Origin of the sequence: Halobacillus sp. BAB-2008 (assembly GCF_000328325.1) — a bacterium.
Lineage (GTDB): Bacteria > Bacillota > Bacilli > Bacillales > Halobacillaceae > Halobacillus.
Genome location: NZ_ANPF01000027.1, coordinates 30748 through 55803 on the forward strand (window position 1 = coordinate 30748; position 25056 = coordinate 55803).

Here is a 25056-nt window from a genome sequence, read left to right on the forward strand (position 1 = left end):
GCCTCCTCAAGAAAAGTGTCGTTGTAATTCTTTTCGTAACTCTTGTTCATTTGTAATATCATCTACAAAAGCCCGGAAGCCATTTCTTCCTATTTGCACATAGATATTGGCCGGTTGTTTATCCCGGAACTCCACATTTGTATTCACCGCATTTTCTACTTGTCCCACACTTCTTCGTTTTAGATTTCTCAAGCTAGATGAGATATTCGATGCTTTTAATTGTAGAGAAGTACTTACTCCTACATTCTTTTTCTTTGGAGTAATCGCATCTGCCATTTCCTTCGCTTTCTTAGCTATCCGAGGAATCATTTTCCCAACACCGTTCTCCATCCCTTGGCCCGTCCATACACCAATTTGTGTTGTCACCTTAGATGGTGAGTGAATGCCTAACTTCTTCTTCAACCATCCAGGAATAAGATCGGCTGCCTTTTTAACCATATCTTTAATCCCGCCGAACATAGACTCAATACCATTAATTAGCCCTTGAATGATGTCCTTACCAATCTCCACAAGGCTAATACCTTCGAACGTGTTTACGATACTATCCATAATGTCCGTCGCTGTGCTTTTAATCGTATCCCAGGCGCTTTCCCAGTCCCCTTTAATCAAGGACATAACCGTGTCTAAAATGCCCATGACTAAGTTGATTCCGACTTCAACTGCTGTGGAGATTACTGACCACGCCACTTGAACAATACCTGAAATAGCCGGCCACACCGCTTGGAATATGCCTTTAATAATTTGCAGGGCGCTGCTTATCACTGTTTGCAATACACCGGCTAAGGTCGTCACTATGCTTACGATTGTATTCCATGCAAAACTAGCCACACGCATGATGGCATCACCATGGGCGCTCCACAACGACTGGATACGAGAAACGATTTGTTGTATGAACCCCCATATCGTAGTAAGTACCGTGACGATAGCATTGTAAACGGTATTCCATGCCGTTCTTGCCACTGCATAAAAGGTCTGTTGATTTGCGGTCCACCAAGCAACCAGTTCGCCAATAATGGTTCTTACAAAATTGGCGATAAAGTTGATGACTGTAGTAAAGACTTGCTGGATCAAAGCCCATGCCGTCTGTACTCCTTGGCGAAAGGCTTCATTCTCTTTCCAAAGTCGAACAAATACAGGGATTAACAAAGTAAGTACACCAATGATAACTCCAACCGGACCGGTCAAAGCCATAAGCGCTGTTCGAAGAAGAGGAAGAAATGTTCCTGCCAACGGTGCCACTCTTGCGCCAATTTGCGCTATCAAAGTCTGGAAAGAGGCTATAGGTGCTTTTAGAAAAGTAAAGGCTTTTCCTAGAACCTTGGTCAGCACGCCTCCTAGACCAGCGAAAGCAGCTCTTGCAGCTGCAATGTTAGGGACCAGCGCGACTAGGGCTCCGACTACTAGGGTCATAGAAGCAATGATTTTCCCTATGATCGGATGCGTTTCCATCATGGCATTGGACCACTGGAGGAATGAGTTAATTGCGCCCAATACTGCTGATCCTAATGGAGCTAACGCTATCCCCATATTAATAATGAAATTGACTAAGTTGCCAATAAGAGAAATAACCTTCGGACCATTATCTTGAACGTATTGAATAAACTTCTGGAAACCATCAGACTTCGATACAGTTGCAGACCATTCTCTAAACCTTGCTGTCATTTTGGATAAAGATCCAAAAATGAGTGAGCTATTTTCGCTAAAGGCAACAAATAAATTAATAATTCCTTTAAAGACGTCTCCAAATATCTTTCTGATTACCGGCAAGTTCTCTTTGACGTAACCGATAAAGCTCTCCAGTTCTTTGGATCCGGAGATTCTTTCTGTGAATTTAGCGAATGAGCTTCCCATCTCTGCAAAGCCTTGAGCCATGAAGTCCGTTAAAGGCGCAAATGCCACAGTTAAGTTCATCATGCCTTCGATAAAGCCGGTAATACCATTGACTAACTTCTCGAATATTGGCGCTGCCTTCTTATTCAAATAGTCAAAGAAGCTTTGGGCGGAAGATGATTTTAAAAACTTTTGGAACCTTTCCGATAGCGAAGCAACAGTATCGGCCATAGATGTGAACATTGGATTTAATGATTCGACAACCGTCTCTAAACCGGCCATTGCATTTCCAAACGCCACCGCTACTTGAGGCGCAATAGCCTCTTGCACTTTCTCCCAGGCAGTCTTAAGAGATTTCAACTGTTTAGCAGCTTTAACATTTTCCTTCGTTGCTTCCGCCGTACCATCAATAATCGATTGGATGGTAGGTGCGGCAGCTGCCCCGTACGCTATTGCTGCACTTCCTGCAATTCCAAAAGCTGCGGCTAAAGCGACGGTGCCCGATCCAACAACTCCAATGGCGTTTCCAACTGCCATGATTGCCGGGACCATGGATGCAATAATAGGAACGAGACTTGATGAAATCATCAATCCTAATCCTCGGAAGGTATTTCCCGCTATTGTCCCAAAGGCTTGGATCGAGTTAGCTATTCGACTCATCGTCTTTTGGAAATTCTCAATCCTGGCCTCAATTGGAATGACGATCTTCTTGTTTAATGCAGTTTTAACCGCTAGTAAGAGTCCCATTTTACGCTTGGCTTCTGAATCATCCACACCGACATTAACCTCTGCTTTGCTTCTCTTACGCGCAAATAAGTTAAGCATACGTCGCGCCTTCTTGAGATTACGTTTAAGAGGACTGGTGTCTGCGTTAAGTTCTGCATCCTTCATCGATTCAGACTCTTTTTTAAACTTCTCTGTGACGCGTTTAGCTGCCTGAATAGCTCGTCGATATTTCGAGACGCTCGCTTTCAATTCCGCATCTACCGAGTAGTTAGCCATCAAATCACCCCTTTCTGCTATTGTGCTTTAATGCTATCTGAGCAGGAGATAATCGACTTTGTTCCGCTTCCTTATGATCTTTCTTTTGAGGATAAAGACCTTTGTCTATATGGGTTAAGGCTCTTTCATAATCAAAGAAATCTTTAAATTCCTTGAACACGTACTCCTCTTTCGGATTCTTTTCTGTTCCGGTATTCTTAGTGGCCGCAGCGTTTCTGATAAGGAAAGCTGTCTTATGCATGTGGTACTCTTGATCAATCTCCTTATACTCCTGTGCGTAGCGTTTGTAATGGAACTCGGACAAGGTCATCATTTCCACGTCTTTCAGTCGTTCCATCCCTAACTTAGCCATCGCGTGAATGACTATATCGTCATAGGTTAGACCGTCTCCAGATGGTTCGGAGTCTCTTCCTCTCTCAGACCTTCTGGAACAAGATTTCGGGTCATAGGTCGCTTTCCCAGCTCCTCGATGACTTCTGCACCGAATGCCTCAAAGCCCTGTTCCTCCGCAATGTCATCCAGCACCTCTTCAAGTTCTTCAAACGTTTTCGGAGGTTTCCGATCGTGGGATGCTGCAGCTTTCACTACCTTGGAAATGCCAACGATGTTCCCGGACTTCAGCTTAGGAATCATCATTTCTAACCCTTCTCCCAGGCTGGCCCCTTCAACCTCGAACCCAAGTTCCCGATCAATCTCTGTAAGAGTTCGCAATCCGAATTTCAAATCAATTTCTCGTCCTTCAAATGTAATGTGCATATAAAAACCACCTTCTCTAAATTTGGGTATAAAAAAGGAGAGGAATAACCTCTCCTTCGTTTACGCTATAGGTTCTGTGGAATCACTATCGGCTGCCAAACCGTCATCCGCTGGATCATCTTCTAAAAGATCATGGAAGACATAAGATAACGTTTGCAGGTCTTCATCCGGCAAGGTAACTTTCCCTTTCTGCCGAATGCCCTCCGTAACAAATGTGCCTTCTACTTCTGCATCGTCTTCCGAAGGGCTGGACGGCTCCCACTCCGTAATGTAACCCTGTCGATATTCCGCTTCAAACTTCGTAATCTCGGATCCTGTTTCCCCTTCTACCGTTTTCTTTGAGAGATCCACTTCCCACATCTCAACTGGGAAATCTTCGACTATGGAATCCTCCAGCATAGTGAAAGTAGGATCTTCCGTAGATTGAATTGCTGTAATACTTACTTCATCCTCTAATGGAGCAGTACTTGATACCGCACCATCTTTCGTCTCTGTCTTCTCCCGATCTCTGGAGTAAGACTTGGAGTGCTCTGTTTGAAAGACTAGCTTCGCTGCCTTATCAGCTTCTCCCAACTTTCGAAAATACAGAACTTTGTGTACTCCTTTTGCTTTCTGTGCCATGCTTTCCCCTCCTAATTCAGTTCATATTCAGCCTGAATAATACCGTGTAATAATCTGTCATCTGTAGAATTGTCGAAGACCGCATTGGAACTTAGGGAATCAAGCTCAACATAATAGTTATCCAGCTTAGATAACCCTCGAAGCTCCTGTTTTAATTGAAAAACCATGTTGGAAAATAGCGCGCGATCGTCAGCATATCCCCAAACATGAATAGTCTGAGAGATTCGTCCTGTAATCACTTCTTTGTTGTTTATCACATCACTGCTTATCGACTCTCCTACATGGACAAACGGATACTCTAATCCATCCTCGCCCTGGGTAGCGTAATCTATAGTTTGATAGCCCAAATTGATGGACTTTCTAAATACGGCATTAAACAGCTGAATCTCAGGTGCTTCCATCTACTTCACCTACTCTACTAAACGCTTTAAGTCTGATAAGAAGACCGGCTTCTGATCAAAGTGAGCCGGATAAACAAACGGCTGCGCATCCATGTATCGTGTACCATATTCCAAGAACCCACTATGTTCTGATTTGGAAATGGTGCGATAATGCATGTCCCCGACTCTTTCCGTCTCAATGTTCCTTCTCGTATATCCCGTCTGATACCCTTCTGTAAACACAGCATTTTCAGTTACCTGACCGGATTGCTCAATCGCATTATTTTTCACGATTTTATCTACATCACCCTCAATGTCGTTATCCATTCGTTCTAAGTTTGCGAGTAACATGTCCAAACCTTTCAGGTCCATGTGCTGACTCCTTCTAAATAAAAAACGCTCTCGGACCTGTGAGGCACATGTCGGAGAACGTTGAACTTTTGACCATTGATAACGGCTTTATCTGCTTTTCTTTTATAAGGACGCTGCAGCCTTACTGTCGTTACCTTTCTTTCCGTTGATCCAAAGGCCGCTTGCACTTTCTCCAAACTGGTAGGAGAGATGTGACAAGGAAGCATTATCCCATCATCCACAGTGACTTCCGTCTTCCCTGTGTCCGGGTTGTAACGCGACAGTCCTGACTGGTGTAATGTTACCCTGTCTCCATAGCGCATCAGAAGAACATCACCTTTCCGGACGGATTTTCTTTCGGAATGTACGTCTCCAGAATAGATAAGTAAGGGGCTAAGTCATTCTCTGAAAAAGATACAGAATGTCCTTCCACGGACTCTGATGTCATCCCTTCACTACCTAACCGGTTAAAGCGATGAACAGCTAATTCTTCGATAATGAAGGTGAGCTCTACAGGAATATCTTCCAACTGAGCATGCTGTTTCAGCCATATCTTTAAACGGGATTCAATGTTTTTGATGATTAAATCAATGACATTATCCTGCACGTCATCATTGATTCCCGCCAGTGTCTTAACATTTCCTCTAATGGATTCAGTCATCTGAACCATCCAATTCACTTTCGGCCTTCATCGCTTCTTCTTTCCCCTTCACTTTCTTTCCATTTGAAAGCTCAAAAAAAGCGCCACCAGCGTGACGCGGATACTCTCTATCCACTTGTTGGGGAGTTTCCTGTTCTTCCTCCTCTGTTACAACATTAAATGGTTCAATCAATGGCTTCCCCAGCTTATTCTGATCAGAGGAGAGTTCTTCTACCCTTTCTTTCGAAACCTGGCCTCGACGAGGATAGTTATCCCCCTCTTTATAGACCTGACGAGTATGTGCATCAGTAAAACTTTGAATTACTCTAAACACATTATTCTCCCCTTTCCATTAAGCCTCTGGTTGCGTAGCTGGGGTCAACTTAGCAAAAGCATCATCTTTAACAATCATGACAGCCACATCCATCGTGGCACGGAGAGCGACCATTTCTCGTTCGAACAGGTTGATAGGCTCTCCAGCTTCGTCTGTAATGGTAGAAATCGTTCCTTCTTCGGCAATCTTGTAAGAAATATCAAATGGGATACCGTAATGCAGCTGGTCGAAATCACCGGTATACAAAGTACCTTTCTTCAAATTCGAAGACTTAAGGTTAACAGCAGGGAGTCCATCAATTCGATTGTTCGCTCGATCATAGATAGGTTGCTGTAAGTTCCCTTCTCCAATTGTGGCTTGACGTAGAGCTGTAGCGTTTTGGTTCTTAGAGATAAAGGCGTTCGCTTCAAAGTCATCTTCCAAAAGAAGATCCCCAACCTGCAGGATATTTTCTCCTGTAATATCCCCTTCGAGAACATGGCCGGCAGCTACTACCGATTGCTCGATGGACTGAGTGAATGGGTTGCTAATATTCAGGATGCCTGCCTCATCAAACTTTTTATAAAATGCCTCACTAATCTTAGGGCGCATTTGTTCAAAGAAGTTCGAAACGCTGTATTGAAGGAACTCTCGGGAAACCGGTAGAATGACACCGAGTTTTTTGGAGCTCATTTTAATCTTCAACCATTTGGCTTTAGAGGTTTGGATCCGTTCTCCTTCGTTGACCCAGTACGCTCCAGGTCCCTCTGCAAAGTAGTCAAACTCTTTTTCTTGCTTATCCATTTCTTCATAAACACCCAGCTGCATGATCTTTGAGTTTTGCATCACGTCATTCATGATGAGTGTACCTTGGGATTTAGGAATGACTCCATCCTTGGAATCGCTCATCATCACGTTATCAGGATCGAAGGTCGCGAAGTGCTGCAGGTTCAATTTCAAATAGTTCTTTCTCGTCATGCTATTCCTCCTCAAATAATTCTCGCTTTCTTAGCCATCTCGGCCTTGGATTGTTGACCACTTTGGTCGCCCTTGAAAGATTGACCACTGGCCGGTGGATCTTGCCTTAAGGATTCTTTAACCGCTTGATTCACTGCATTGTCGAAATCCTTCTTGATTCCTTTAATGGCTTCCTTAATCTTTTCATTGTCTTCTAGCTTGATGAGTGTTTCAGCAAAGGACGTCGGGAGCTTCTCTTCCTTCAAATCTCCCTCTACTTCTGATAGAAGTTGCTTCAAGTTCAAATCGCGTTCCCGGTCTTCTAAATCTTTCATACGTTTCTGATAGTCGGCATCCGCTTGTTGTTGTTTGGTCATCTTGGCGTAATCCGCAGCATCTTTCTTAGCGTCATCAATGGCCTGCTGTTTCTCTTTTTCCAGCTTAGCCGCTTGGTTCTTCAGCGCCTTATCAACCGCTTTACTGATAGCAGAATCCACATCGGATTGAGTAAAGGTTGGATCATCCTCTGGTGGGTCTTCAGGAGGATCACTTGGAGGATCTTGTGGCGGATCATTCTCCGCAAAGTGCTGAAGGTTCAATCGCAATAGTTTACTTTGTAGTTCCGTCATTTTCATTCTCCTTATCCCATCCAGTCCTTAACGACTAACTTTCATCCCATAAAAAATAAGCCCCTCACAGTCCATGACAGCCCGATTAGTGCTTACGTTTATAATGGTATTCAATTAGTGTTAATGGCCCGTCTAGTATAGTAGTTTGCAAGCCTGTTTAACGTCTATGACTCAAAGACAGATTGTTATAATACATATTTTCTATCAGCGAAGAATCGCTCTCTCCAGTCCGGAATAACCAGAAACCTCGATGATCGGCAAAAAGGATGCATCGGTGCACAGTTGATCCCTGGCTTTGCATCCTTCACTTTGAATCGTTTTCCATCCAGCTTCCTGCAGGTTTTTGACGTCTTCCCATCCAGGACAGCCGTAAATTCATATTCAGCCTCTTCCATGTCTTCTGTGAGAGTTTCATAGGAGATTTGCTGAGCTTCGGTTTGTACCCTTGCTGTTTCCGTTATGAGTAAACGGCGTGCTTCAAAGACAGAAACCTCAAAGCGTTCTCTTATTTTTGATACATACTTATTCGGATGCACCCCGCGGATAATGGCGCTGTTTATAATAGCTTCTAGTTCTGAGCGTAAAACCGCCATGTCATTCCATATACGAGTAGACCAACTTGCTCCATAAAATGAAGCGCCGACCAAGGACTGGAGCGTTGCTGCAGTGATGGTCATGTCTGCTCCCAGAATTCCAGCCTGACGCGCTACTTCTTGAATACCAGCTTGTTCTAGATACTCTTGAAAGGTCTTTACTTGTTCGTCTGCCATAGCCACAAGATGAACATTGAGATACATTTTTAAAAGCTCCTGACGACTCACATACATCTTCGTATTGTAGGTCTGGAGAAGCTCGTTCGCTTCCACACTAAACTCTCTATCACGAACGTATCTAGCTGCCAACTTCTCATAACGCTGTATATCCATTTCACTCACTCTTTGCTTAGCAGCTGCCTTAGATATCCCTCGACTTTCTGCATATCTAGCGTAGAAAGATTGGATTTCTTTTTCCGTCTCCCTTAGTGCTTGATCTATAATCTCTCTCAGCCTTCGGGATACTTCTTCGTCTTTCATTTGCTCTCGCCTGATGTGCTCCTTTTCCCTTTGGGTCCAGTAACTTTCATCTGCCATCTAATCGCCTCAGTTCTCCATAAAGCTTGAGCGCTGCCGTTGCTTCGAACGTTCACTTTCAAGGAGCTTCTGTTCTTCTTCCGGGCTTTCCACAATCATTGGAATGGTCTTCAGTTTCGTTTGTTGAGAAAGCTCTCCTCCAAGATTGTTGAACATCTCCACTGCTTCTTTTGTAGACTTAGGCAGGTTAGGGGTGAAGGTATAAGTAAATCCGCTCAGCTCCCCAGACTTAGCTTCTTTAGCCAGACTCATCACATTATTGATCAGCTTGTATCTCCGGTTTAGAGAACGCTTGAACAACCGTTCTTTATTGATTCTGATTTGCTCCAGCCCGAACATCTTGTATTTCATAGCTTCCCCGGTTTGCTGTCCACTGAAATTCTCATCGTTCAAGTCAGGGGTAAAGGTGAATTTGTGAATGTCCGTCTGCAGCCGATCTTTATAAGACTCCACGCCGGACACATCATATTGCTTGTAGATGTAATCCGCGTCTACCTTGCTTTCCCTTCCCTCTGCGTTATTAGCTGATGGCTTCAAGAAGATGATATTAGCCTCTTTCATCTTCTTGGCTTCTTCCGGTTCGAGCTCCACATCACCGACGATTTTTAACATGGCATCGTTGAGATCGGTCATATAGTTCGCAGTATCGGATTGCCCGGCATCGTATAAATCAATTTGATCGAGTACATTTTCAAAGTCGCCTTGCCTGAACCGGTTATTGGTATGTTCATTGATTGGTACATCACCAAAAGGGTGATCCTCTGAATGATCATACGCAAGATTAAAGTCGCCCATATTGGCCGTGTAGTACGTATGAATCTTTGTCTTTGTATAGAGCATTACCTTAATCTTCTTGTCATTGCCATAACCCACCGTAATATAACGAACACCAGCAATGATGTTCTTTTCAATGCTATTGTCGTAGATCAGGAACGTTTCCAGCGGGGATGACAAATAAACCTTGGTTTCATCCTCTTGGCTCCGATGAAGCAGCTCATAGGCTCGACCATAAATAGAAAGATCAAGAATGAGATCCGCATTTAATGCATCTGCCTCAATCATTTGATTCACATCACTCATTTTTTTCTCTACATTTTGCTCGGTGTGATTCATAGAAATAGGCACACCGACCAAGTATCCTTGCATGAAGTTAGAAACATACTTTGCAAAGTTGTGCCGGGAACGGTGGTCTGCCTTATCGTCTTCTTTTCGTCTATTTAAAACGGAAATGGCTGAGTTATTCCCTGCATAGTAATCATCCAGTTCATCCAAGCGCGGGCGTTGGTGTTCAACGTGGTGTCCTAACATAGCTGCCAGGTCTTTGATGTTCTTTAAGAGCTCCTCTTCCGATTCATATGTGTATTGAATATTCGCCTCTTTACTGAAGCGCCTTTTGGTATTGCTCACCTCGTTGGCATTTAACTCAAAGTTACGCGCATCTGCCAAAACCATCACCTCCTATAACCCTAGAGTTTTTATTGCCTTGTACGTATCTTTCTTCTTCGCTACACCCAAATGGTATTGCTCCAGGCTATACCGGAGAGCATCAATGATATGGTTATTCGCATCGATTGGAGTGTTTAACCACTTGCCCTCTTTGTCCTGATCAAAGGTGTATGTATTGAACTCCTCAATCGTGTGCTCACACCGAGGGTGAATGTACACCTTGAACCCCTGGATAAAGAGGATGCCTTGGTTGATACTCCCGGAACCCTTTACGGATGCTCTCATTCTGCGAATGCCTTTATTGATCAACTCTTGAATCAAACGTTTCTCAGCAGAATCAGCGGTAATTGGCGTTTCTTTTAATTCCTTATCGACGAGCATGTCGTATATATCCTTGGTCAGCATGGCTTTCTCATAATGTTCATCATAAATCCAAAGCTCTTTGTTCTCTAAATCAACGACTGAACTGACTTTCGTTGTCGGGTCATTAGTGAAACCGAAGTCCATACCATGTGCAGTCTCCTGTATCTCCTTGATCTTCTTCTGGATATCGAAGTCTCTCACTTCAAAGTTATCGAAGACAAGACCTTCAGCGACTCCCCACTCTCCATCAGCAACGATTCGCGCCCTCCGAGAATTCGTGCGATACAAGTCTAAATACCTTTGCCTATCCACATCATCGAGCCATTCGTTTACTCGAAATGTTGTGGTGTCCGCAAAGGTATCCTTCTCTCTGGTATCTTCATCAAAGAAGACTTTCTTAAGCCAATGTCTATCCGACCAGGGGTTGAAGGTCACTGTGATCTGCTTAAAAAAGTCCGGAGCATCATACTTACCACGTATGGATTCAACCACCGTCCGGAACTTATCTTCTGTCTCAATTTGGTACGCTTCCTCAAACCATGCCCAAGATAGAATACCGACATCGACTGTAATGGAAGTGATCTTTAATTCATCGTCCAGCCCCCTGAACAGTATCTTCTGGCCAGTGGGCTTATAAGTAATCTCCGGCAATGATTCATTGAACTTAAACAAATGAGCAACCCCAAGTTGAGAGGTTGCCCATTTAAGATCCGTATAGGTTGATTGTTTGTTGGTGTTTGAATAGCGACGAACGACAAGAAGATTAGCCCATGGATACTTCATCATTCGGTGTATGAAGTTAAGTGCAGCTGTCTTGGACTTCTTACTACCCCTGGAGCCTTTCACAACTCGATAAAACTGCTTGTTATTCCAAAATCGGTTATAGCCCCCGCCAATTACTTTCTTAATGGAGACACTAGCTTGTTCAGTCTTCATTTGGGACATCCTCTATGAACGTAGGAGTAATATTTTCTACTTGTTGCTTGTCGGTCCACATAACATAGCGCTTACCAAGCATTTCAGCTGCTTTATTACGATCTCTAATCTTTGGTTCTAATTTGATGGTTTCAATGCGTTCAGTCATCGACATGCCACCGTCATCATCAAACTCTTTATCTGTAATAGTAAACGCATGCTCTTCCAGTTCCTCACCACGGAGGACTCTTGTGTAGTATTGAAGCACTTCCTGTTGATCAGCGACTTTTTCATTTTGTATTTCCTCAAGGCGCTTGTCGATGTATTCCTTGATGTACGGTTTCGACAAGTTTTCGCTTGCTGTTTGTCTAGCAGTCTTATTACTGTATCCAGCTCTAATCGCTGCCTGAGTCGCGTTTAAATCAATTAAATACTCTTCACAAAAACGCTTCTGCTTTTCAGTCATTTTAGCCATATCATGTGACACCTACCTCCATTATTATCTTTTGCAGGAATATGGATATTTTTGCCGAATATTATAATAAAAGGAGGTGTACAAATGTCTGATAAAATTAATGTTAAACCAACTCCGATACAAAGGAATAAATTAGATACTGCTCTTGAGCTTACCAAACTTCAAATAGAAACATTTGGTATCGAGGCAAATGAAAACGAAATTGAGAATCAGTTCGCAAAATTTTATTCACTAGCAGCAACTTTGGAAGGAACTCGCCACCAAAGGTTAGGTGATTTGGTTCCAGAAGAAATATTAAAAAAGATAAATGACTAAAATCAGGGCGCTTTATGCGTCCCTCTTCCAAAAAGCTCTTCGTATTGTAATGCTTCTGTATTTATTTTCCCTACAGCAAGTGTAAATATTAAGCTTTTTGCTTTTGGAACGAAGTCACCAACTGCTTCAAAAACCACCTGAAACTTATGGCTTCCACCCACCTCACCTAATTGAGATAATTCGACAACAGCATTTACTTCCTGCATAAAAAAACACCCGCAAGGGTGCTTCCTCCTAAAATTATTCATATTTTCTGGCCAGGGAGTTCCGCCTGTCCGTCCTGCCATCCAGTTTAACGCCTACCTCCTATGACAGTCATCTTTCCGGTAAAGTGAGCAAAATGTGAAACGTCACAGCTTTTCAAAAATAAGTATTCCAAATTGTTCTTTTACACCAAAAGGACCTATGTATAATCGTTCCTTTTCATCATGGAAAATTATGAGTTCTTTTACTTTCAGATTTAAAACTTGCTTGAGGAAGGATTGGGTAGGATTCGTTCGGAACTCCAGAATAACGCTTTCGTCTATCCGTGTAGAATAATACCCACTTACGTTTAAAATCATTTCATCTATAATTACGGCATTAAAATACAAAATATCCTCTCCCCTGCAGCTACTTTTGACCATAAGAAATATAGTACCAGCTACTAATCGAAGGAACAATATGGAATATACGTTCTCATCCATTCATTTCCATGCGTTGAACCACCCGTTCTTTGATGTTATATATATGCCTTCGAGACAGCCCCATATGCCTACTGATTGCCACCATACTCATTCCATCAAGTAAACACTCCAGGACAGCTCTTTCCCTTTCATTTTCAATTACACTTAGCTTTTGCTGAATGTAGAGAACTTTCTTCTCCAACCTGGTAATCCATTTATGAGTCTTATCTCTTCGCACAACCTCTTGAGCAACCGGATCTCCTGTTTCTCCTTGAGCTTTAGGAAGAGTAGATTCAAAGCCTGATTGAGCAACAAGTTTTGTTCCGGCATCCTCCAACAGTTCCCTCTGCCTTTTGATCTCATTTATCATCCAGTTATAGTCACGAAGCGTGTTCTCAATCTGCTCCTTATTCATTAAAATCACTCCTTAAACAAAAAAAGGACACAAACCAAGCGTGTTACTCGCTCAATTTGTGTCCTCCAGTTTGCTGGCAGAACTTATTTATTTACGATGGCCAAAATGCTTAATCTTTTCTATATAACTCATAATAAAAGCTTTGGATCCATATATAATTATGAAGCTAGCTATTATAGAGATAACCATAAGAACATGTACAAAGCTTATATTACCAGAAAAGATTGAAAACATACAACAAGATTTTCTTTTAAAAGGAAACGTACACAGCAGAATCATGTAGTCCATGCTTGGAAGCCGTTTAACCATTTTAAAGTAGGTTTCTAAACTTTCGTGTTGTTTTAGGAAAGTCAGAATGTAATGTTGAATAATTCTCCTCTTTGATAAACTGAACAGAACTAAGTTATTTTTGTTGTGTTTAGCATTATATTTTAAACTATTTAATTACTCCGGATTGCAACGAGAAGTAAACATTTTGGTACCAGAGACAATTGGTCTACCTACTTCTAAATCCCAACTTCCTGCTAATGCACCAAAAACATCATAATCCCAATGGCATTTATATTGGTTATATAAACTCCCGTTATCGTTACGGATATAATAATAATTATCCTCTAATTCATCCCAAGCTGCCTCCATAGTTGGACCATATAGTCTGACGGACCACTTTGGATACATTGAGTATGTATAATATCCATTACGTGTTTGAGTCCATACGTCATTAAAGTATTCATCCAGATTTCCGCTAAGGCTTGCTACACTAAAACTACCACTTTGTGACTTAAAGCTATCACCAAGAAGACTTTTAACTACATCATTTTGCTGTTCTTCTGGAACGGTTTCTAAGTAAGCTTCCAGTCTCTCTCCAACTTCATCAATCCATTCACCGTTTTCTTTGAAGTATTGATCTTGTTCCTCAAGTGGCACAGCGTCAATTTTTGTGAGTGCGCCCTTTAAATAATCAAATTCATCCGTTTCAGCTGCTGCCGATACTGGAGTGAAATTGCTAAATACCAATAGTGTGGTTAATGCCATAAAAACCATTTTTAATGTGTTTTTCATATTAATTTCTCCTCTCAATCTTCGAAAATGTAGTTTTGGTTCAATTGTATAGAAATTCCTCTATACTTTATTCCTCGTCATTTTCACTCCCTTCGGCTTTTTTACAGGTAAAACCCATTAGTAAAACTATTGAGCTACACCCTTACTTTTTCAATTATAGTAAATTTTTACTTTTAATCACATGGGTAATTAAAACTAGTTTGGAAAATTTGTGAAACATTTACTGATTCGTCAGACTTGTGTTTCTGTATTTTCATTTTGAAAGACTGAAATTGTGACGTTATGTATTTCATTACAAGAAAAACACCATAGGTAGCACATTAAAGCGTTTACCAAATAGCGATTTTCAAGGTCTAATCTTTGTGAATTAGCCCTTAAAGTAACTAGTAATTTAGAAGTGAAAACTCAACATATGTCCCTAGAGACATCTAAAGAACTAGGCTAAAATACGGTTTTGACATGTATATCACACTTCGCTATAGTTATTTATATCATAGTACGCTATGTGAAAGGTGGTGTTTAATTGGATAAAAGGATACGTAGATTTTATATGCCAATGACAGAAACAAGCTTTTACATCCTGTTTACTTTGCGAAATGAAATGCATGGTTATAGTATCATGAAGTATGTTAATGATCTTACAGAAGGTGAAATATCATTAGGAGCAGGGACTGTTTATACCAGTCTGTCTAAAATGGAGAAAGATGGCCTAATTGTTCTTGCGAAAACAGAGAGCAATCGGAAATTTTATAAAATTACTGACTTAGGCCTTGAAATATTAGAAATTGAAATTAAGCGTATTGAAAGATTATATAAAAACACGAGAGGATAGGGAGGGGTGTAATAATGCTAAAAAAGAAAACAATCAGGAGAAATTTTTATATATCCGATTTTGAAGAGGAGCAGGAATTTTTATCTTCTCAACACAACGCAGGATGGAGATTGAAAGATATACAAGGTAAGAAATATTTATTTGAAAAGTGTGATAAAGAAGCTGTTATTTATCAGATAGACTTTAATCCGAAAGAGCAGCATAAAAGTGAATATGTACAATTATTTACTGATTTCGGATGGGAATTTATCGCTGAAAAAGACGGTAGATTTTATTTTTCAAAACCTGCTTTACAGTGTAGCGAAGAGAAAATATTCAGTGATCGCGAAACGAAAAGAATCATGTGCAGTAAGATTATCAGGCGCAAGCTGGTTCAACTTATTCCACTATCGGTTATTTCAATTTTCATTTCATGTGTATTAACATTGAGTATGTTTCATTACGAGTTTTTCCCATTAGGTATCGTTTTCATTGTATCGCTGATATGGCTTGGCGGATTAATACTCACTCTTTACTCAACGAAATATTTATCAGGATTTTTCAAACTAAAGAAAATAATTGATGAAAATAGTTAAAATTTAGAAAGGGGTAATGATAATGTTTGGTTGGTTAAATATAGGCAGTCTTGTGCTAGGCTTGATTGCATGGATACTACCTATTGCAAGTCTGGCGAAGCGTAATAAAAATAACAGCAAAACTTGGGTTGTGCTTTCTATAGCAAGTATTAGTGCCTGTGTAATCTCGCTATGTTTTCAAATTTTATATAATGATTACTTAGTTAGAATAGAGGATTGGTCGGCGCTTATGGATACTTCTAAAGGTGTAGTTCGTCTTTCTTTCCTACTTGCTATAGTAACTATAGTACTTAATGTAATTACCGCGATTGTGTATAACAAAAGAAATAAATGATAGCTACTCATTTGTAGAACAAGAAAAGCATCCTAACAGTATCAGGGCTCTCTGCTCGACACAATGTTGGAATGAAAAATAACGAAATTCAAACAGAGATTAAAAAACAAACCATTGAGAGTAAAGCTAAATATAGTTTGCTATATTTGCAGAAGCAACCCAAACAGCTTCGTTTTCAAGCTGTTTGGGTTGCTTCTTAGTTCTACTAAGATGATGCTGCACCTCATAAATCAAAACCTCAACCATTTTCATAGGTTTTAGATTTCATGTAATATGTGGTCTTTTCATAACAACGAGGGCATTGCCCCTCTAGCGTAGAAACCTCCTCCTTCTTTTTAGAAGTATCTCCGAAAACATCCAATAGCATTACTAATGTCCCTGGCAAGGATATTAAAGCCATTGCAAAAGTTACAGTATTAACTAGCTTCGGATTAGTAACAGCATCTGTAGAAATTCCAACATACGCTAAAAATCCTACCATTAAAATCATTGTAAGTATGGCTATCAAATAAACAACCTTAAGCACTAGAACCGCATTTCTCTTAAAGTTTGAAAATAACCTCAGAACTCTTCCCCCTCATCATATCTAATCCTTTTTACCTTCCCCTGATGCGTAATAACTTTTGTCTCGCCATGATCCGGCAAAGTAGTCATTTTGGCCTTACCACCGCAATATACAACACAAATCGGTGTATCTTCTTCCTGAATATCCAATTCTATATTAATTTTCCCATCACTTATCTCTATCGGCAGTTGGTTTAATCGCATAAAGTATACCTCCGTGATATAATCGAATTACCACATTCTAGTCGGGAGCAATGCTCTCGACTTTTTGTATACCATTTTAGGAGGATAGACATGAGCACATGTGTTTTGCTTAAGCAGCGCATCGAGAGGAAAAGACGAATAATGTACAATGCTTACCTAAATAATGCAGATTATGATTATGTCGTTAAGATTTCTCAAGAATTAGATCAACTGCTAAATCAATACCGCAAGAAGTGTCAGTAAAGTGTTATCCTTATTCTTTTGACAACTTTTAACTCCCTTGTCACAGGGTCCTTTTTATTTTTCCCAATAAAATCCTTTATCCTAATTCCAAATAACAAGTAGCTCTGGTAATATATACATCTAGGGAGTGAGACCTATATGACAAGGGTATTAATTATTGATGAAGAAGCTAGAATGAGAGACTGGCTTAGAAACATTTTAGGCTTCCATTCATATCAAAATATTACAGATACAAACACCTATACAGAAGGATTGTTTATGTTCAACGCATTAGAACCAGAAGTTGTTATTATGGATTTAAAAATTCCTTTTTACGAGGCTCTTCGAGCTCTCAACTATATGAAAAGTAAGTCTCCTGATACAGCTGTTATTATTTGCTCCTACTACACAACGAATAAAGTAATTGATCAGTGCGCAATTTTAGGAGCATATGATTTTATTAAGAAACCACACTTCCGAAGACTTTCTGCTGCCCTTGAAAAGTTAACCTCTAATCAAGAAAGCTCTCTTTACTAGGAGAGTTCCATAATCTGTACCTCCACCCTCGGCTTCGCGCTATACCACTTGCTAACAGTCAGCTCGACCACCTGACTATCATCGTTCCAGATCACCTTGTTCAAAGCATCCTTGATCCCTTTTACATAATTATCAACGTCCGGCTTTGTCACTGGCCGGAACAAACCTGCCTCAGCCTCTGCTGTGCGCTTCTTCGAGGAGCTCTTGAGCGATGGCTTATAAACCTTCACTTTCACACTCAGAGGGCCTTCCAATAATTCTGAGGGCGCATGCTGTGAAGCAACTAATCCCACATACTGTTTAAATCCCTTGGATTTTGGTGGATCATATAAAACCGTCTTCCCATTCTTGCTCTTACCGGCTCTTGGCCTCCCTTGAGCCACAGGTTCTCCTAATACAGTAAATTGAATCATTATGCCCGCACCTTCGTAATCATTTTGTTTTGTTTATTGAAATCGACAAATGCGCCTTTAATATTCTCATAAGGATAAGCTAGGATAAGACTGTCTTGGTCTAAGTCATATTTCCAGGAGGGTAAATATTAAATACGATCAACTCAGTGATGAAAAAGTTGTTGGATTGTATTTCTTTTTAGTGAATAAAGTCTCTTCTGGCACTCTATCCACCTTAATGCTCCAGGAAGCTGAAATCCTCAAAGTTATTGCCATGAAGCGAGGAATATTAATTTTGTGCAGCAAATGAAGATTTGAGAATAAGACATAGCAATTGTATTAACTGTGACATTGAGTGATCTTATAAGATTCACTCATTTTGTTTTTTGGTTACTTTAGCCAGATTTGATTTAACTGTAATAGCGACATGCTCCAAGGCGAACAAACTGAGCTTCTCGATATCACGACCATCCGGTGCCTTAGAGACTCCCTGACGATACAAGTAATTCTTCAAATCCTCTTTCCGATCGCTGACCTCTCGTAACCTTTGCTTTTCTTGTAAAGATAAATTCATAGTCTCACCTCCTAAAACCATTTATTTTTATCACTGCTAATGTCCACTTCCAACGCTCTAGCCATGGCCAACTTCCTTACCAGCTCGTCATAAGAAAGGCCTTCGGTATCTTCAAACCCTAATTCTGATAACTGATCGATGACATGCTGTGCTTTGTAATCCAGTTGACTGATCTTCATGCAGAATCCCTTCTTTGCTTTGCGAGCTCTGTCTTGATTCGCTGTAAAGCCTTCTTCGATCTCTCTTGAGCAGCTAACCTACACGCTTCGTTCGGGCAGGGAATGAAGGAGACGCCCAAGCGTCCACCTTTCCCCAGAAGATGCGTTCCTCGTCCTGTTCCATTGCATATCTCACACATGTTAAAACTCCTTCCTCCGATAATCCGGCCCTTCCATTTTTATAACTTCCGTGCCGTCCATCAGTCGTGAAAAGTTCCGTTCGTTCAGCTTCTTCTCCAGCTGCGTGCTCATTAAATTGGTGGTGAAGACCGTCGGCTTACCGGCACGATCGTCTAAGACTTCGAACAACTTCGTGTGTCCCCAACTGTTCTGGCCGTCCTTGGCGTTGGTGTACTCCGTTCCCAGGTCATCTAAGACCAAGAGGTCCATCTTCTGAATTAGCTCCAGAATCTGATTTTCATTGAAAGGGCTGACCTCGCTGTAGGTTTGCTTAATCTTGGTGAACAGCTTCGGTACGGATAAAAACAAGCAACGTTTTCCCTGCTTCATCAGCTGCTTGGTAAGAGATACAGCCAAATGACTTTTCCCTGTCCCGTATGGTCCGAAGATCAGGAGGTTACCTGCATCCTCCGAAAAGTTCTCTGCATATTCCTCCAGTCTGTCTTTCGCCTCTCTCAACATCGGCGTAGGTGGTTGATAACTCTCAAACGTTGCTTCCTGGAGAGACTTATTCATCAGGGAGTGCTGTTCGAAAACTTTGAACACCTTTTGGTAAATGGCTTGATCTCTATTTTTCAGCGCCTGTTGGGCAAGGGCTATGTCTTCACATTTGCATCCCATTTCCACCGTGGTCCATTTTCCCTTGTGTGGACCGAGTGGGATTTGCATTCGGCTGCGCTCCACTTGCTTGTGGCAGCCATCGCAGGTGTAAGATTCAATCACCTGTTTTTCCGGTTTTAGGATCTGTCCTTCTCGAGTTAAGCCTTGCATAAGCTACCTCCTAAAATCCGTATTTGTATTGCTTGCTCGTTTCTGTTTTCCGGATTGGCGTGACGTTGGTAGGAGTCGCTGATGTATGGTTCCGTTGTGTAGCCCGAGCATCCTCCACGGTTTGTACGCCCTTTGCTTGCCAGTCTCGTAAAATAGCTTCGCAATACCCGAAGTGTGCTTTGTTGTTTTTGATTGCCAGTTTCATAGACGCGATAACCAGATCGTCTGACATTTCATTCGCCCACTCGGAGATATTCTCACTCACGAATGGTTTTAGAATCCCGAAATTCTTTTCGTAGAACGTGTGAGGATTCTCCGCGCGGTTAATATTATTATTATCTAGTTCTTTTACATTCTTTACATTCTTGTTTGTGGTTAATGCTTGGTTAACGCTTGGTTGATGCTTGGTTAGCTCGTGGTTATTAGGTTGGTTAATCGGTTCATCGTCTTGCTGATAAAGCCCGTAGTTGACAAGGGTTATAAGTGTATATTGCTTGGTTGATTCCTTGGTCAAAAAATCCAGCTTTTCTAATTTGCTTAACGTCGTCCTCACAACCTGCCTGGTGACTTCTTTGTCATTTCGGAACCAATCTTCGGCAATTTTTTGAGGGGAGGTGACAATTTGACCTCGCTTCACTTCCACCTGTAACCCCTTGTATTGATCTGTCCAAACCCCATCTGTGTGATTAGCTTTTAACAGCAGATAAATGGCTATCATCTTCTGATTCAGTTTCAACGTGCGAAATGTAGTGCTCTCCATGACCTTTCTATGGAGCTTGATCCATCCTTGCATGTTGTCCCTCCCCTCCGGCTATTTTTCATACATAGCCTTTGTTTACTCTATATCCATAGCAGCTTGTTCCGGAGATACATCCGATCGCTTCTCTTCTTCTTGTTGAGAGTCTTCTTCCTGCGTTGGAATATCAATAAATTCTTTCTCATATACGGACTCAGGATCTTCTGTAACATCTTTTCGGACCGTCTCGTCATTGGTCGCTTGGTTCTGGATTTCCACGCTGATCGGCAGGTATTTGAACATGCGGCGAATGACAGTCTTCTTCGCCATTTCTTCATAGTCTGTCTGCCATGGCCCGAACTTTCCAGCCTTGGATCGCTCTTTTACCTTATCAACGTCATTGCGACTGAACACTTCGAACTGATACCCTCCGTCTTTGAAATGAGCGACCGCATAGACAAAGTTCATATCGCCTCTCTCGCCCGTAGAGGGCTTGTGTACGAGTTTTGGATGCAACCCCAACTCATACTCGAACTCATCGTTATCATGGACTGTGTGCGCATATATGCTTTCTATGTGGCCAGACCGGCGAGCGAGGTCGATCATCCCTTTATAGCCGATAATGAACTGTACATCGGTCTCTTTCATTTTTCCGTTATAAAAAGGAACGAGATAACAATGACCAATCAATCCAGGCTCTAAGCCTAGCTGTGCAGCCTGCATCACTGCGCCCATCAATGATGGAATGGAGCACTCCAGGAGCTTAGGGTTCTGACGTATGGTGGTCATGGCTATTCGCCCTAAACGATCCGCATCCATGTGTTTAGGAAGGGCCCTTTCGAACTCAGGACCCATCTTCTTCAGATATGCTTGAATCGTATTCACTTGGTTATTGGACTGTTGCGGAGCATTGCTGCTATTCTTCTTATTTGCTAATTGATTTTTAGCTGTACTGTTAGTGGCCATCATTTAGCCTCCTTGAATTTGAGTGGTCGGGATTTACTTACCTTCGTGTACTTTTCGTATAGCTCAGGCTGTTCAGCTTTCAAACGCTTGGAATCCACGGTTCTTCGTTCCTGGTTTTTAAACGTGACAACATAATGATTGGTGAACCCACGTTCAAAGGTTTCAAGCTTCTGCTTCAATCGATTCTCGTACTCATTCTTTTTCGTTTTAAGGTCCTTCTCCTCTGTCTTGATCTGCTCCAAGGCTTCAAGTAGCTTATCGGATTCAGAATCCAATTCCGTTTCACTATCCGGGTCTGCATCAGGATACATCGCTTTAATAAAATCAACGGAAGCACTGGACCCATCGATTTCTGGAGGGTTCTGTTTCAGCACATGTTGCTCCCAGAAATCTTTCTCCATATCGGTCAGGCTTTCAATCAACTCTTCATCACGTTCAATACGTTTATGAACGAATTTATTACCTCCGATCAATACGGCAATCCACCAGGCATCAGCGCCTGTGACAGCCATATAGTGCTGACATTGAAGGAGGTAAGCCATAGGAATCTCCTCCCCATCCCATTCGTCCTTGAGGTACTCACTAGCCGTTTTACATTCAAGCCCCTCATTCTTACCGACAATGAGACGATCAACGTTCGCAAGCATCCAAGCATGTTCAGGGTGTTGGAGAATCGCATTCCTCTTGCGGACCTTTAATCCGGTCCGTTTACTGAACTCTTGAGCAACGGTAGCCTCCATCACATGCCCCCAGTAGGCAGCTTCTGCATTGGAGGACTCTGATTTCACTTCACCGATCTTTTCCATGTACACGACTACGGGTGATTTCCACTTATTAAAGCCTGCGATAGCAGCTGCATCCGACCCACCAATACCTTGTCTCCGAGACTCCAACCATTCGTTTTCTTCCATGTCCGCCGTGTTTTGAAGAACTTGTGCTTTTATCCCCATATTGGACCTCCTCAGAATTTCTGTTATACTATTGTCAAAGTTATTTTGTTAAAGACCCACGTTGCAGCGTGGTCTTTTTTTATGCCTTCATTTCTTCCGCACCTAGAATTTGCAAGGTTTCCTTCGTCTCTTGAAGCAATGTCTCTTTCAGAAAAAACTCTTCTTCAAATACATAAATATCGTCTCCAACGAAAACTTCATTCCCTAGCGCATCAAGACCATAATGATCAGCTTCTGATAGATCAACAGGGAAACCTGTACGCTCTATACTCTCAATCACTGGATGTTCCAATGCCATATCACTCACCACCTTTCTGATGCCAGCGCATCGTTGAAACCAGGAACGCGTTCGGACGCTTGAGGGGTGTCTTAACGTTCCTGATCTCAACGACAGGCTGAACCTGTCGCTCCCCCACTTTTCAGCTAAAGGGGATAATGGTACAATAAGTACTGATATGAATGCTTATCACTGACGATTATTTGGATGGCGGTCCAAATAATCGTTTTTATTTCTCCACATAAGCAATCACCTGCTTAATCCGCTCTTTTGCCTCTCCTGATAACTCACCTTTCAATGAACGTAATTCTTCCAGTACATCCTCTTTTTCTTGAGCCTTTCCATATGCGGATAACACCATCGACTCACCATCCATAAACATCTCCAGTGGTTGACCAGGTTGCCACCCTTGGGAATCCCTAACCTCTTTCGGAATTACAACTCTTCCTAATTCATCTAGTTTGCGAACAATACCAAGTGCTTTCATTTCAATCTCCCTTTCTTTTTAATCAATGATGGATACATACAAGAAAATAAATGCTGCTATAAACAAGAGGATGTACGTAATATCCAGCTTTGTTTTAGGCCTACTCATAACGGTGTTTCACCATAGCGACTAAGATACCCTGATCGACCATTTCAATGGCTACTCTTCGAAGGTTATCTCGGTTGATCTTTCGCTCTCTCATAAACTCCAGTTCATTCAAGCTGTTTAGAACGTCTGCACCTAATAGCTTTGCTTGCATGAAGTTTCCTTGAGCTATTGCTTCTCCTTGCTTCTGTCTAAGATCATGGAGACAATCCAACTCTTTTGCGGCTTTTACAACGTCCTCTGCTAAATAATTATCTAAATCATTCATGAAGTGACATACCCCCTTGATTGTAGTTTTCGATGATGATCCTCCCAAAGCTGATTCCAGTTCAATCCATACTCCTGACATAAAGTCGCTACATAGGTCATTGAAGCACCAATTACATCTATGTGTTCTCTTGCTGATCGCTCTATGTCTTGGAGTTCGAATGATTGAGTAAACGATGGATGCTTGGTAAGCTTCACCTTTTCCATGGCTTCTATTGCTTCTCTCAGTTCCTCCAGTGTTTTTTCTCTTACAGCAGATCGGTGTAGATCAACTGCCGGACCATCCAATCGAGTTACTCCCCAACCGGTGTACTCAAACGCGGCTTCAAGAGCTAGCCATGGATCGTTATAAGTTTCCGTAAAATGCTGGACTGTGGAAGGCGTTAGCTTTCGATCTCCATTCTCTTGCTTGGCTACATATTCTCTTGACTGGAACATGTCCATAGAGAGTTGTTGTTGTGTCTTGCCACGCTGCATCCTCGCTTCTTTCATCATTCGAGCAGCTTTACTTTTCTTCATTTCCAAGACTCCTTTTGTACCAATTGAGGTACCATTATTTAGTTGTCATGGTGCTAATCTAGAGTTGTTCCTTACATGGCTTCTGTTTCATCCATAAGCAGATTTTCTTGTTGCTTGATCCAGGCGTCGATCGTCTCTTGCGAGAAAAAGATTCTACGACGCAAACGAAAGTGTGGTATTTCATCTGTGCGGACCATTGTGTAGATTGTGTCTTTACAAACACCGAGATATTCGGCTGCTTCGGTGACTGTCATTGTTCGTCTATTCATTTAGATCACCTCCTTAGTGATAGATTGGCCCTGACATCTGGACGATACGTCCAATTTATTATTAAAAAAAAGTTCATCCACAGTATGATCAAGCTCGTCTGCTATATTTTTTGCAAGATTAATACTTGGTGTCCTTTTTCCTTGCTCAATTTTATAGTAATAAGATGCAGATATTCCCAATAAACCAGCCAGTTCTTCTACGTCTTTAAACCCTTTTTCAATTCTTACATTTCTTAAATTGTTTCTCATATTTTCACCTCCAATACTTGGACAATTCGTCCTTATAACTAAATATTAATGGACGATACGTCCAAAGTCAACATGCAATTACCCTTTTTGTCCAAAAATATATTAGTGATTGGACAAATAGTATAAAATATAAGCATATGGAGGTGTGTATATGGCTTTTAGTGACAGATTAAAACAACTTAGAAATAGACATAAACTTAGTAGAGAACAGTTAGCACAGACCATAGGAGTGTCCTATTCCACTATTTCCAAGTATGAAAGTGGGACGAGAGAACCTGATTTTAAAACCCTAGATAAGATGTCTGACTACTTCGATGTCACTACAGATTACTTATTAGGAAGATCTAATACACCTAGTTCTCAGCCAGAAAGCACAAATGATTCTATCGCAGAAATAAATAGATTACTTGATAAGTACGAAATAGATGATATGGCTTTCTTCGATATTGAGAAGTGGAAATCGATGAGTCCGGAGCAAATCCGCCAGTTGGAAAGTTATTTTCAATATTTAGTGGAACAGTCAAAGAAGCTGAATAATGATACATAAACTCGTCATCATGACG

Annotated in this window: 40 protein-coding genes; 7 read left to right on the top strand and 33 right to left on the bottom strand. The window is 41.5% G+C overall.

Going from position 1 to position 25056, the window contains the following annotated elements:
* Positions 1-6: 6 nt before the first annotated feature.
* The 14 genes from D479_RS06790 to D479_RS06860 form a co-directional block, all read right to left on the bottom strand.
* Positions 7-2832, bottom strand: a complete 2826-nt coding sequence (locus D479_RS06790) for a phage tail length tape measure protein (RefSeq protein ID WP_008635108.1) — start codon at positions 2830-2832, stop codon at positions 7-9.
* Positions 2833-2836: 4 nt separating this feature from the next.
* Positions 2837-3184, bottom strand: a complete 348-nt coding sequence (locus tag D479_RS06795) for a hypothetical protein (protein ID WP_051989382.1) — start codon at positions 3182-3184, stop codon at positions 2837-2839.
* A gap of 26 nt (positions 3185-3210) precedes the next feature.
* Entirely contained in the window at positions 3211-3588 is a 378-nt protein-coding gene (locus D479_RS06800; protein ID WP_008635112.1) for a tail assembly chaperone, read from the bottom strand.
* Between the two features lie 60 nt (positions 3589-3648).
* Positions 3649-4209 (bottom strand): phage major tail protein, TP901-1 family, encoded by a 561-nt coding sequence (locus tag D479_RS06805; protein ID WP_008635113.1) that lies wholly within the window; start codon positions 4207-4209, stop codon positions 3649-3651.
* 11 nt (positions 4210-4220) lie between these two features.
* Positions 4221-4610 (bottom strand): hypothetical protein, encoded by a 390-nt coding sequence (locus D479_RS06810; protein ID WP_008635114.1) that lies wholly within the window; start codon positions 4608-4610, stop codon positions 4221-4223.
* A gap of 9 nt (positions 4611-4619) precedes the next feature.
* Complete coding sequence (locus tag D479_RS06815; protein WP_008635115.1) at positions 4620-4961, bottom strand: HK97-gp10 family putative phage morphogenesis protein; 342 nt, start codon at positions 4959-4961, stop codon at positions 4620-4622.
* 301 nt (positions 4962-5262) lie between these two features.
* Positions 5263-5601 (bottom strand): phage head-tail connector protein, encoded by a 339-nt coding sequence (locus tag D479_RS06825; protein WP_008635117.1) that lies wholly within the window; start codon positions 5599-5601, stop codon positions 5263-5265.
* Positions 5594-5914: a hypothetical protein gene (locus tag D479_RS06830; RefSeq protein ID WP_008635119.1), complete on the bottom strand. Its 321-nt coding sequence runs from the start codon at positions 5912-5914 to the stop codon at positions 5594-5596. The genes D479_RS06825 and D479_RS06830 overlap by 8 nt, the downstream gene beginning before the upstream one ends.
* An 18-nt stretch (positions 5915-5932) precedes the next feature.
* Positions 5933-6871, bottom strand: a complete 939-nt coding sequence (locus D479_RS06835; protein ID WP_008635121.1) for a phage major capsid protein — start codon at positions 6869-6871, stop codon at positions 5933-5935.
* A gap of 11 nt (positions 6872-6882) precedes the next feature.
* On the bottom strand, positions 6883-7479 hold the full coding sequence (locus tag D479_RS06840) for a DUF4355 domain-containing protein (RefSeq protein WP_008635122.1): 597 nt from the start codon (positions 7477-7479) through the stop codon (positions 6883-6885).
* Between the two features lie 185 nt (positions 7480-7664).
* Complete coding sequence (locus D479_RS06845) at positions 7665-8609, bottom strand: minor capsid protein (RefSeq protein ID WP_008635125.1); 945 nt, start codon at positions 8607-8609, stop codon at positions 7665-7667.
* Positions 8610-8618: 9 nt separating this feature from the next.
* Positions 8619-10055 carry a phage portal protein gene (locus D479_RS06850; protein ID WP_008635127.1) on the bottom strand — a complete coding sequence of 479 codons (1437 nt, stop codon included), beginning with the start codon at positions 10053-10055 and terminating at the stop codon, positions 8619-8621.
* Positions 10056-10067: 12 nt separating this feature from the next.
* Positions 10068-11354: a PBSX family phage terminase large subunit gene (locus D479_RS06855; RefSeq protein ID WP_008635129.1), complete on the bottom strand. Its 1287-nt coding sequence runs from the start codon at positions 11352-11354 to the stop codon at positions 10068-10070.
* Positions 11344-11808, bottom strand: a complete 465-nt coding sequence (locus D479_RS06860) for a terminase small subunit (RefSeq protein ID WP_008635131.1) — start codon at positions 11806-11808, stop codon at positions 11344-11346. The genes D479_RS06855 and D479_RS06860 overlap by 11 nt, the downstream gene beginning before the upstream one ends.
* A gap of 84 nt (positions 11809-11892) precedes the next feature.
* Here D479_RS06860 and D479_RS06865 point away from each other — a divergent pair, with 84 nt between their 5' ends.
* Positions 11893-12123, top strand: coding sequence for a hypothetical protein (locus D479_RS06865; protein ID WP_008635134.1), 231 nt, complete (start codon positions 11893-11895; stop codon positions 12121-12123).
* 2 nt (positions 12124-12125) lie between these two features.
* Here D479_RS06865 and D479_RS06870 read toward each other — a convergent pair whose 3' ends face one another.
* From D479_RS06870 to D479_RS06885, 4 genes are all read right to left on the bottom strand, one after another.
* On the bottom strand, positions 12126-12329 hold the full coding sequence (locus D479_RS06870; protein ID WP_193743874.1) for a hypothetical protein: 204 nt from the start codon (positions 12327-12329) through the stop codon (positions 12126-12128).
* A gap of 144 nt (positions 12330-12473) precedes the next feature.
* Complete coding sequence (locus tag D479_RS06875) at positions 12474-12809, bottom strand: hypothetical protein (protein WP_008635138.1); 336 nt, start codon at positions 12807-12809, stop codon at positions 12474-12476.
* Positions 12802-13203 (bottom strand): LuxR C-terminal-related transcriptional regulator, encoded by a 402-nt coding sequence (locus tag D479_RS06880; RefSeq protein ID WP_008635140.1) that lies wholly within the window; start codon positions 13201-13203, stop codon positions 12802-12804. The genes D479_RS06875 and D479_RS06880 overlap by 8 nt, the downstream gene beginning before the upstream one ends.
* A gap of 444 nt (positions 13204-13647) precedes the next feature.
* The gene (locus tag D479_RS06885; RefSeq protein ID WP_008635142.1) at positions 13648-14265 is read right to left on the bottom strand and encodes a DUF2599 domain-containing protein; all 618 of its coding nucleotides are present in this window, start codon (positions 14263-14265) and stop codon (positions 13648-13650) included.
* 523 nt (positions 14266-14788) lie between these two features.
* Here D479_RS06885 and D479_RS06890 point away from each other — a divergent pair.
* From D479_RS06890 to D479_RS06900, 3 genes are read left to right on the top strand one after another with little or no spacing between them, the layout of a single operon-like run.
* On the top strand, positions 14789-15097 hold the full coding sequence (locus tag D479_RS06890) for a PadR family transcriptional regulator (RefSeq protein WP_008635145.1): 309 nt from the start codon (positions 14789-14791) through the stop codon (positions 15095-15097).
* A gap of 14 nt (positions 15098-15111) precedes the next feature.
* Positions 15112-15672 carry a DUF2812 domain-containing protein gene (locus D479_RS06895; protein ID WP_008635147.1) on the top strand — a complete coding sequence of 187 codons (561 nt, stop codon included), beginning with the start codon at positions 15112-15114 and terminating at the stop codon, positions 15670-15672.
* Between the two features lie 22 nt (positions 15673-15694).
* Entirely contained in the window at positions 15695-16006 is a 312-nt protein-coding gene (locus D479_RS06900) for a hypothetical protein (RefSeq protein ID WP_008635149.1), read from the top strand.
* Positions 16007-16244: 238 nt separating this feature from the next.
* Here the strand turns inward: D479_RS06900 and D479_RS06905 are convergent, their stop codons facing one another.
* Both D479_RS06905 and D479_RS06910 read right to left on the bottom strand, forming a co-directional pair.
* Positions 16245-16532 (bottom strand): hypothetical protein, encoded by a 288-nt coding sequence (locus D479_RS06905; RefSeq protein WP_008635152.1) that lies wholly within the window; start codon positions 16530-16532, stop codon positions 16245-16247.
* Positions 16533-16567: 35 nt separating this feature from the next.
* Complete coding sequence (locus D479_RS06910) at positions 16568-16774, bottom strand: XtrA/YqaO family protein (RefSeq protein ID WP_008635154.1); 207 nt, start codon at positions 16772-16774, stop codon at positions 16568-16570.
* A 90-nt stretch (positions 16775-16864) separates the two neighbouring features.
* Here D479_RS06910 and D479_RS20155 point away from each other — a divergent pair, with 90 nt between their 5' ends.
* Together D479_RS20155 and D479_RS06915 are read left to right on the top strand one after the other, a co-directional pair.
* The gene (locus D479_RS20155) at positions 16865-17017 is read left to right on the top strand and encodes an aspartyl-phosphate phosphatase Spo0E family protein (RefSeq protein ID WP_008635156.1); all 153 of its coding nucleotides are present in this window, start codon (positions 16865-16867) and stop codon (positions 17015-17017) included.
* Positions 17018-17155: 138 nt separating this feature from the next.
* Complete coding sequence (locus D479_RS06915) at positions 17156-17533, top strand: response regulator (protein ID WP_008635158.1); 378 nt, start codon at positions 17156-17158, stop codon at positions 17531-17533.
* Here the strand turns inward: D479_RS06915 and D479_RS06920 are convergent.
* From D479_RS06920 to D479_RS06980, 13 genes are all read right to left on the bottom strand, one after another.
* On the bottom strand, positions 17530-17946 hold the full coding sequence (locus tag D479_RS06920; RefSeq protein WP_008635160.1) for a RusA family crossover junction endodeoxyribonuclease: 417 nt from the start codon (positions 17944-17946) through the stop codon (positions 17530-17532). The genes D479_RS06915 and D479_RS06920 overlap by 4 nt on opposite strands.
* Before the next feature lie 349 nt (positions 17947-18295).
* The gene (locus tag D479_RS06925) at positions 18296-18499 is read right to left on the bottom strand and encodes a hypothetical protein (RefSeq protein ID WP_008635163.1); all 204 of its coding nucleotides are present in this window, start codon (positions 18497-18499) and stop codon (positions 18296-18298) included.
* A gap of 11 nt (positions 18500-18510) precedes the next feature.
* Entirely contained in the window at positions 18511-18678 is a 168-nt protein-coding gene (locus D479_RS20675) for a hypothetical protein (RefSeq protein WP_193743875.1), read from the bottom strand.
* Positions 18679-18858: 180 nt separating this feature from the next.
* A complete protein-coding gene (locus tag D479_RS06935; RefSeq protein ID WP_008635170.1) occupies positions 18859-19668 on the bottom strand; it encodes an ATP-binding protein in 810 nt (269 codons plus the stop codon).
* A 10-nt stretch (positions 19669-19678) separates the two neighbouring features.
* A complete protein-coding gene (locus D479_RS06940; protein WP_008635171.1) occupies positions 19679-20461 on the bottom strand; it encodes a DnaD domain protein in 783 nt (260 codons plus the stop codon).
* Between the two features lie 42 nt (positions 20462-20503).
* Complete coding sequence (recT, locus tag D479_RS06945; protein ID WP_008635173.1) at positions 20504-21370, bottom strand: recombination protein RecT; 867 nt, start codon at positions 21368-21370, stop codon at positions 20504-20506.
* The gene (locus tag D479_RS06950) at positions 21370-22314 is read right to left on the bottom strand and encodes a lambda-exonuclease family protein (RefSeq protein ID WP_039871077.1); all 945 of its coding nucleotides are present in this window, start codon (positions 22312-22314) and stop codon (positions 21370-21372) included. The genes recT and D479_RS06950 overlap by 1 nt, the downstream gene beginning before the upstream one ends.
* 85 nt (positions 22315-22399) lie before the next feature.
* The gene (locus tag D479_RS06955) at positions 22400-22618 is read right to left on the bottom strand and encodes a hypothetical protein (protein WP_008635176.1); all 219 of its coding nucleotides are present in this window, start codon (positions 22616-22618) and stop codon (positions 22400-22402) included.
* A 208-nt stretch (positions 22619-22826) separates the two neighbouring features.
* Entirely contained in the window at positions 22827-23084 is a 258-nt protein-coding gene (locus D479_RS06960; RefSeq protein ID WP_008635178.1) for an AbrB/MazE/SpoVT family DNA-binding domain-containing protein, read from the bottom strand.
* A gap of 100 nt (positions 23085-23184) precedes the next feature.
* The gene (locus D479_RS06965) at positions 23185-23457 is read right to left on the bottom strand and encodes a hypothetical protein (protein ID WP_008635180.1); all 273 of its coding nucleotides are present in this window, start codon (positions 23455-23457) and stop codon (positions 23185-23187) included.
* Positions 23454-23975, bottom strand: coding sequence for a helix-turn-helix domain-containing protein (locus tag D479_RS06970; protein WP_008635182.1), 522 nt, complete (start codon positions 23973-23975; stop codon positions 23454-23456). The genes D479_RS06965 and D479_RS06970 overlap by 4 nt, the downstream gene beginning before the upstream one ends.
* 71 nt (positions 23976-24046) lie before the next feature.
* Positions 24047-24244: a helix-turn-helix domain-containing protein gene (locus D479_RS06975; protein WP_008635184.1), complete on the bottom strand. Its 198-nt coding sequence runs from the start codon at positions 24242-24244 to the stop codon at positions 24047-24049.
* Entirely contained in the window at positions 24245-24493 is a 249-nt protein-coding gene (locus D479_RS06980) for a helix-turn-helix transcriptional regulator (protein WP_008635186.1), read from the bottom strand.
* Positions 24494-24644: 151 nt separating this feature from the next.
* On the opposite strand from D479_RS06980, the gene D479_RS06985 reads away from it, so the two are divergent.
* Positions 24645-25040, top strand: coding sequence for a helix-turn-helix transcriptional regulator (locus D479_RS06985; protein WP_008635188.1), 396 nt, complete (start codon positions 24645-24647; stop codon positions 25038-25040).
* Positions 25041-25056 lie beyond the last annotated feature (16 nt).

What these genes read in the sequence shown, in the direction of transcription:
- D479_RS06885 (WP_008635142.1), bottom strand. Translation starts at nt 14,265, where the DNA reads ATGAAAAACACATTAAAAATGGTTTTTATGGCATTAACCACACTATTG.
- D479_RS06870 (WP_193743874.1), bottom strand. Translation starts at nt 12,329, where the DNA reads ATGCAGGAAGTAAATGCTGTTGTCGAATTATCTCAATTAGGTGAGGTG.
- D479_RS06960 (WP_008635178.1), bottom strand. Translation starts at nt 23,084, where the DNA reads ATGAAAGCACTTGGTATTGTTCGCAAACTAGATGAATTAGGAAGAGTT.
- D479_RS06815 (WP_008635115.1), bottom strand. Translation starts at nt 4,961, where the DNA reads ATGGACCTGAAAGGTTTGGACATGTTACTCGCAAACTTAGAACGAATG.
- D479_RS06840 (WP_008635122.1), bottom strand. Translation starts at nt 7,479, where the DNA reads ATGACGGAACTACAAAGTAAACTATTGCGATTGAACCTTCAGCACTTT.
- D479_RS20155 (WP_008635156.1), top strand. Translation starts at nt 16,865, where the DNA reads ATGAGCACATGTGTTTTGCTTAAGCAGCGCATCGAGAGGAAAAGACGA.
- D479_RS06855 (WP_008635129.1), bottom strand. Translation starts at nt 11,354, where the DNA reads ATGAAGACTGAACAAGCTAGTGTCTCCATTAAGAAAGTAATTGGCGGG.
- D479_RS06970 (WP_008635182.1), bottom strand. Translation starts at nt 23,975, where the DNA reads ATGAAGAAAAGTAAAGCTGCTCGAATGATGAAAGAAGCGAGGATGCAG.
- D479_RS06825 (WP_008635117.1), bottom strand. Translation starts at nt 5,601, where the DNA reads ATGACTGAATCCATTAGAGGAAATGTTAAGACACTGGCGGGAATCAAT.
- D479_RS06790 (WP_008635108.1), bottom strand. Translation starts at nt 2,832, where the DNA reads ATGGCTAACTACTCGGTAGATGCGGAATTGAAAGCGAGCGTCTCGAAA.
- D479_RS06805 (WP_008635113.1), bottom strand. Translation starts at nt 4,209, where the DNA reads ATGGCACAGAAAGCAAAAGGAGTACACAAAGTTCTGTATTTTCGAAAG.
- D479_RS06925 (WP_008635163.1), bottom strand. Translation starts at nt 18,499, where the DNA reads ATGAATTTATCTTTACAAGAAAAGCAAAGGTTACGAGAGGTCAGCGAT.
- D479_RS06865 (WP_008635134.1), top strand. Translation starts at nt 11,893, where the DNA reads ATGTCTGATAAAATTAATGTTAAACCAACTCCGATACAAAGGAATAAA.
- D479_RS06860 (WP_008635131.1), bottom strand. Translation starts at nt 11,808, where the DNA reads ATGGCTAAAATGACTGAAAAGCAGAAGCGTTTTTGTGAAGAGTATTTA.
- D479_RS06910 (WP_008635154.1), bottom strand. Translation starts at nt 16,774, where the DNA reads ATGCGATTAAACCAACTGCCGATAGAGATAAGTGATGGGAAAATTAAT.
- D479_RS20675 (WP_193743875.1), bottom strand. Translation starts at nt 18,678, where the DNA reads ATGAAGATCAGTCAACTGGATTACAAAGCACAGCATGTCATCGATCAG.
- D479_RS06985 (WP_008635188.1), top strand. Translation starts at nt 24,645, where the DNA reads ATGGCTTTTAGTGACAGATTAAAACAACTTAGAAATAGACATAAACTT.
- D479_RS06940 (WP_008635171.1), bottom strand. Translation starts at nt 20,461, where the DNA reads ATGCAAGGATGGATCAAGCTCCATAGAAAGGTCATGGAGAGCACTACA.
- D479_RS06795 (WP_051989382.1), bottom strand. Translation starts at nt 3,184, where the DNA reads ATGGCTAAGTTAGGGATGGAACGACTGAAAGACGTGGAAATGATGACC.
- D479_RS06965 (WP_008635180.1), bottom strand. Translation starts at nt 23,457, where the DNA reads ATGAATGATTTAGATAATTATTTAGCAGAGGACGTTGTAAAAGCCGCA.
- D479_RS06980 (WP_008635186.1), bottom strand. Translation starts at nt 24,493, where the DNA reads ATGAGAAACAATTTAAGAAATGTAAGAATTGAAAAAGGGTTTAAAGAC.
- D479_RS06935 (WP_008635170.1), bottom strand. Translation starts at nt 19,668, where the DNA reads ATGCAAGGCTTAACTCGAGAAGGACAGATCCTAAAACCGGAAAAACAG.
- D479_RS06835 (WP_008635121.1), bottom strand. Translation starts at nt 6,871, where the DNA reads ATGACGAGAAAGAACTATTTGAAATTGAACCTGCAGCACTTCGCGACC.
- D479_RS06920 (WP_008635160.1), bottom strand. Translation starts at nt 17,946, where the DNA reads ATGATTCAATTTACTGTATTAGGAGAACCTGTGGCTCAAGGGAGGCCA.
- D479_RS06880 (WP_008635140.1), bottom strand. Translation starts at nt 13,203, where the DNA reads ATGAATAAGGAGCAGATTGAGAACACGCTTCGTGACTATAACTGGATG.
- D479_RS06975 (WP_008635184.1), bottom strand. Translation starts at nt 24,244, where the DNA reads ATGAATAGACGAACAATGACAGTCACCGAAGCAGCCGAATATCTCGGT.
- D479_RS06800 (WP_008635112.1), bottom strand. Translation starts at nt 3,588, where the DNA reads ATGCACATTACATTTGAAGGACGAGAAATTGATTTGAAATTCGGATTG.
- D479_RS06900 (WP_008635149.1), top strand. Translation starts at nt 15,695, where the DNA reads ATGTTTGGTTGGTTAAATATAGGCAGTCTTGTGCTAGGCTTGATTGCA.
- D479_RS06955 (WP_008635176.1), bottom strand. Translation starts at nt 22,618, where the DNA reads ATGGCATTGGAACATCCAGTGATTGAGAGTATAGAGCGTACAGGTTTC.
- D479_RS06895 (WP_008635147.1), top strand. Translation starts at nt 15,112, where the DNA reads ATGCTAAAAAAGAAAACAATCAGGAGAAATTTTTATATATCCGATTTT.
- recT (WP_008635173.1), bottom strand. Translation starts at nt 21,370, where the DNA reads ATGGCCACTAACAGTACAGCTAAAAATCAATTAGCAAATAAGAAGAAT.
- D479_RS06845 (WP_008635125.1), bottom strand. Translation starts at nt 8,609, where the DNA reads ATGGCAGATGAAAGTTACTGGACCCAAAGGGAAAAGGAGCACATCAGG.
- D479_RS06875 (WP_008635138.1), bottom strand. Translation starts at nt 12,809, where the DNA reads ATGGATGAGAACGTATATTCCATATTGTTCCTTCGATTAGTAGCTGGT.
- D479_RS06810 (WP_008635114.1), bottom strand. Translation starts at nt 4,610, where the DNA reads ATGGAAGCACCTGAGATTCAGCTGTTTAATGCCGTATTTAGAAAGTCC.
- D479_RS06915 (WP_008635158.1), top strand. Translation starts at nt 17,156, where the DNA reads ATGACAAGGGTATTAATTATTGATGAAGAAGCTAGAATGAGAGACTGG.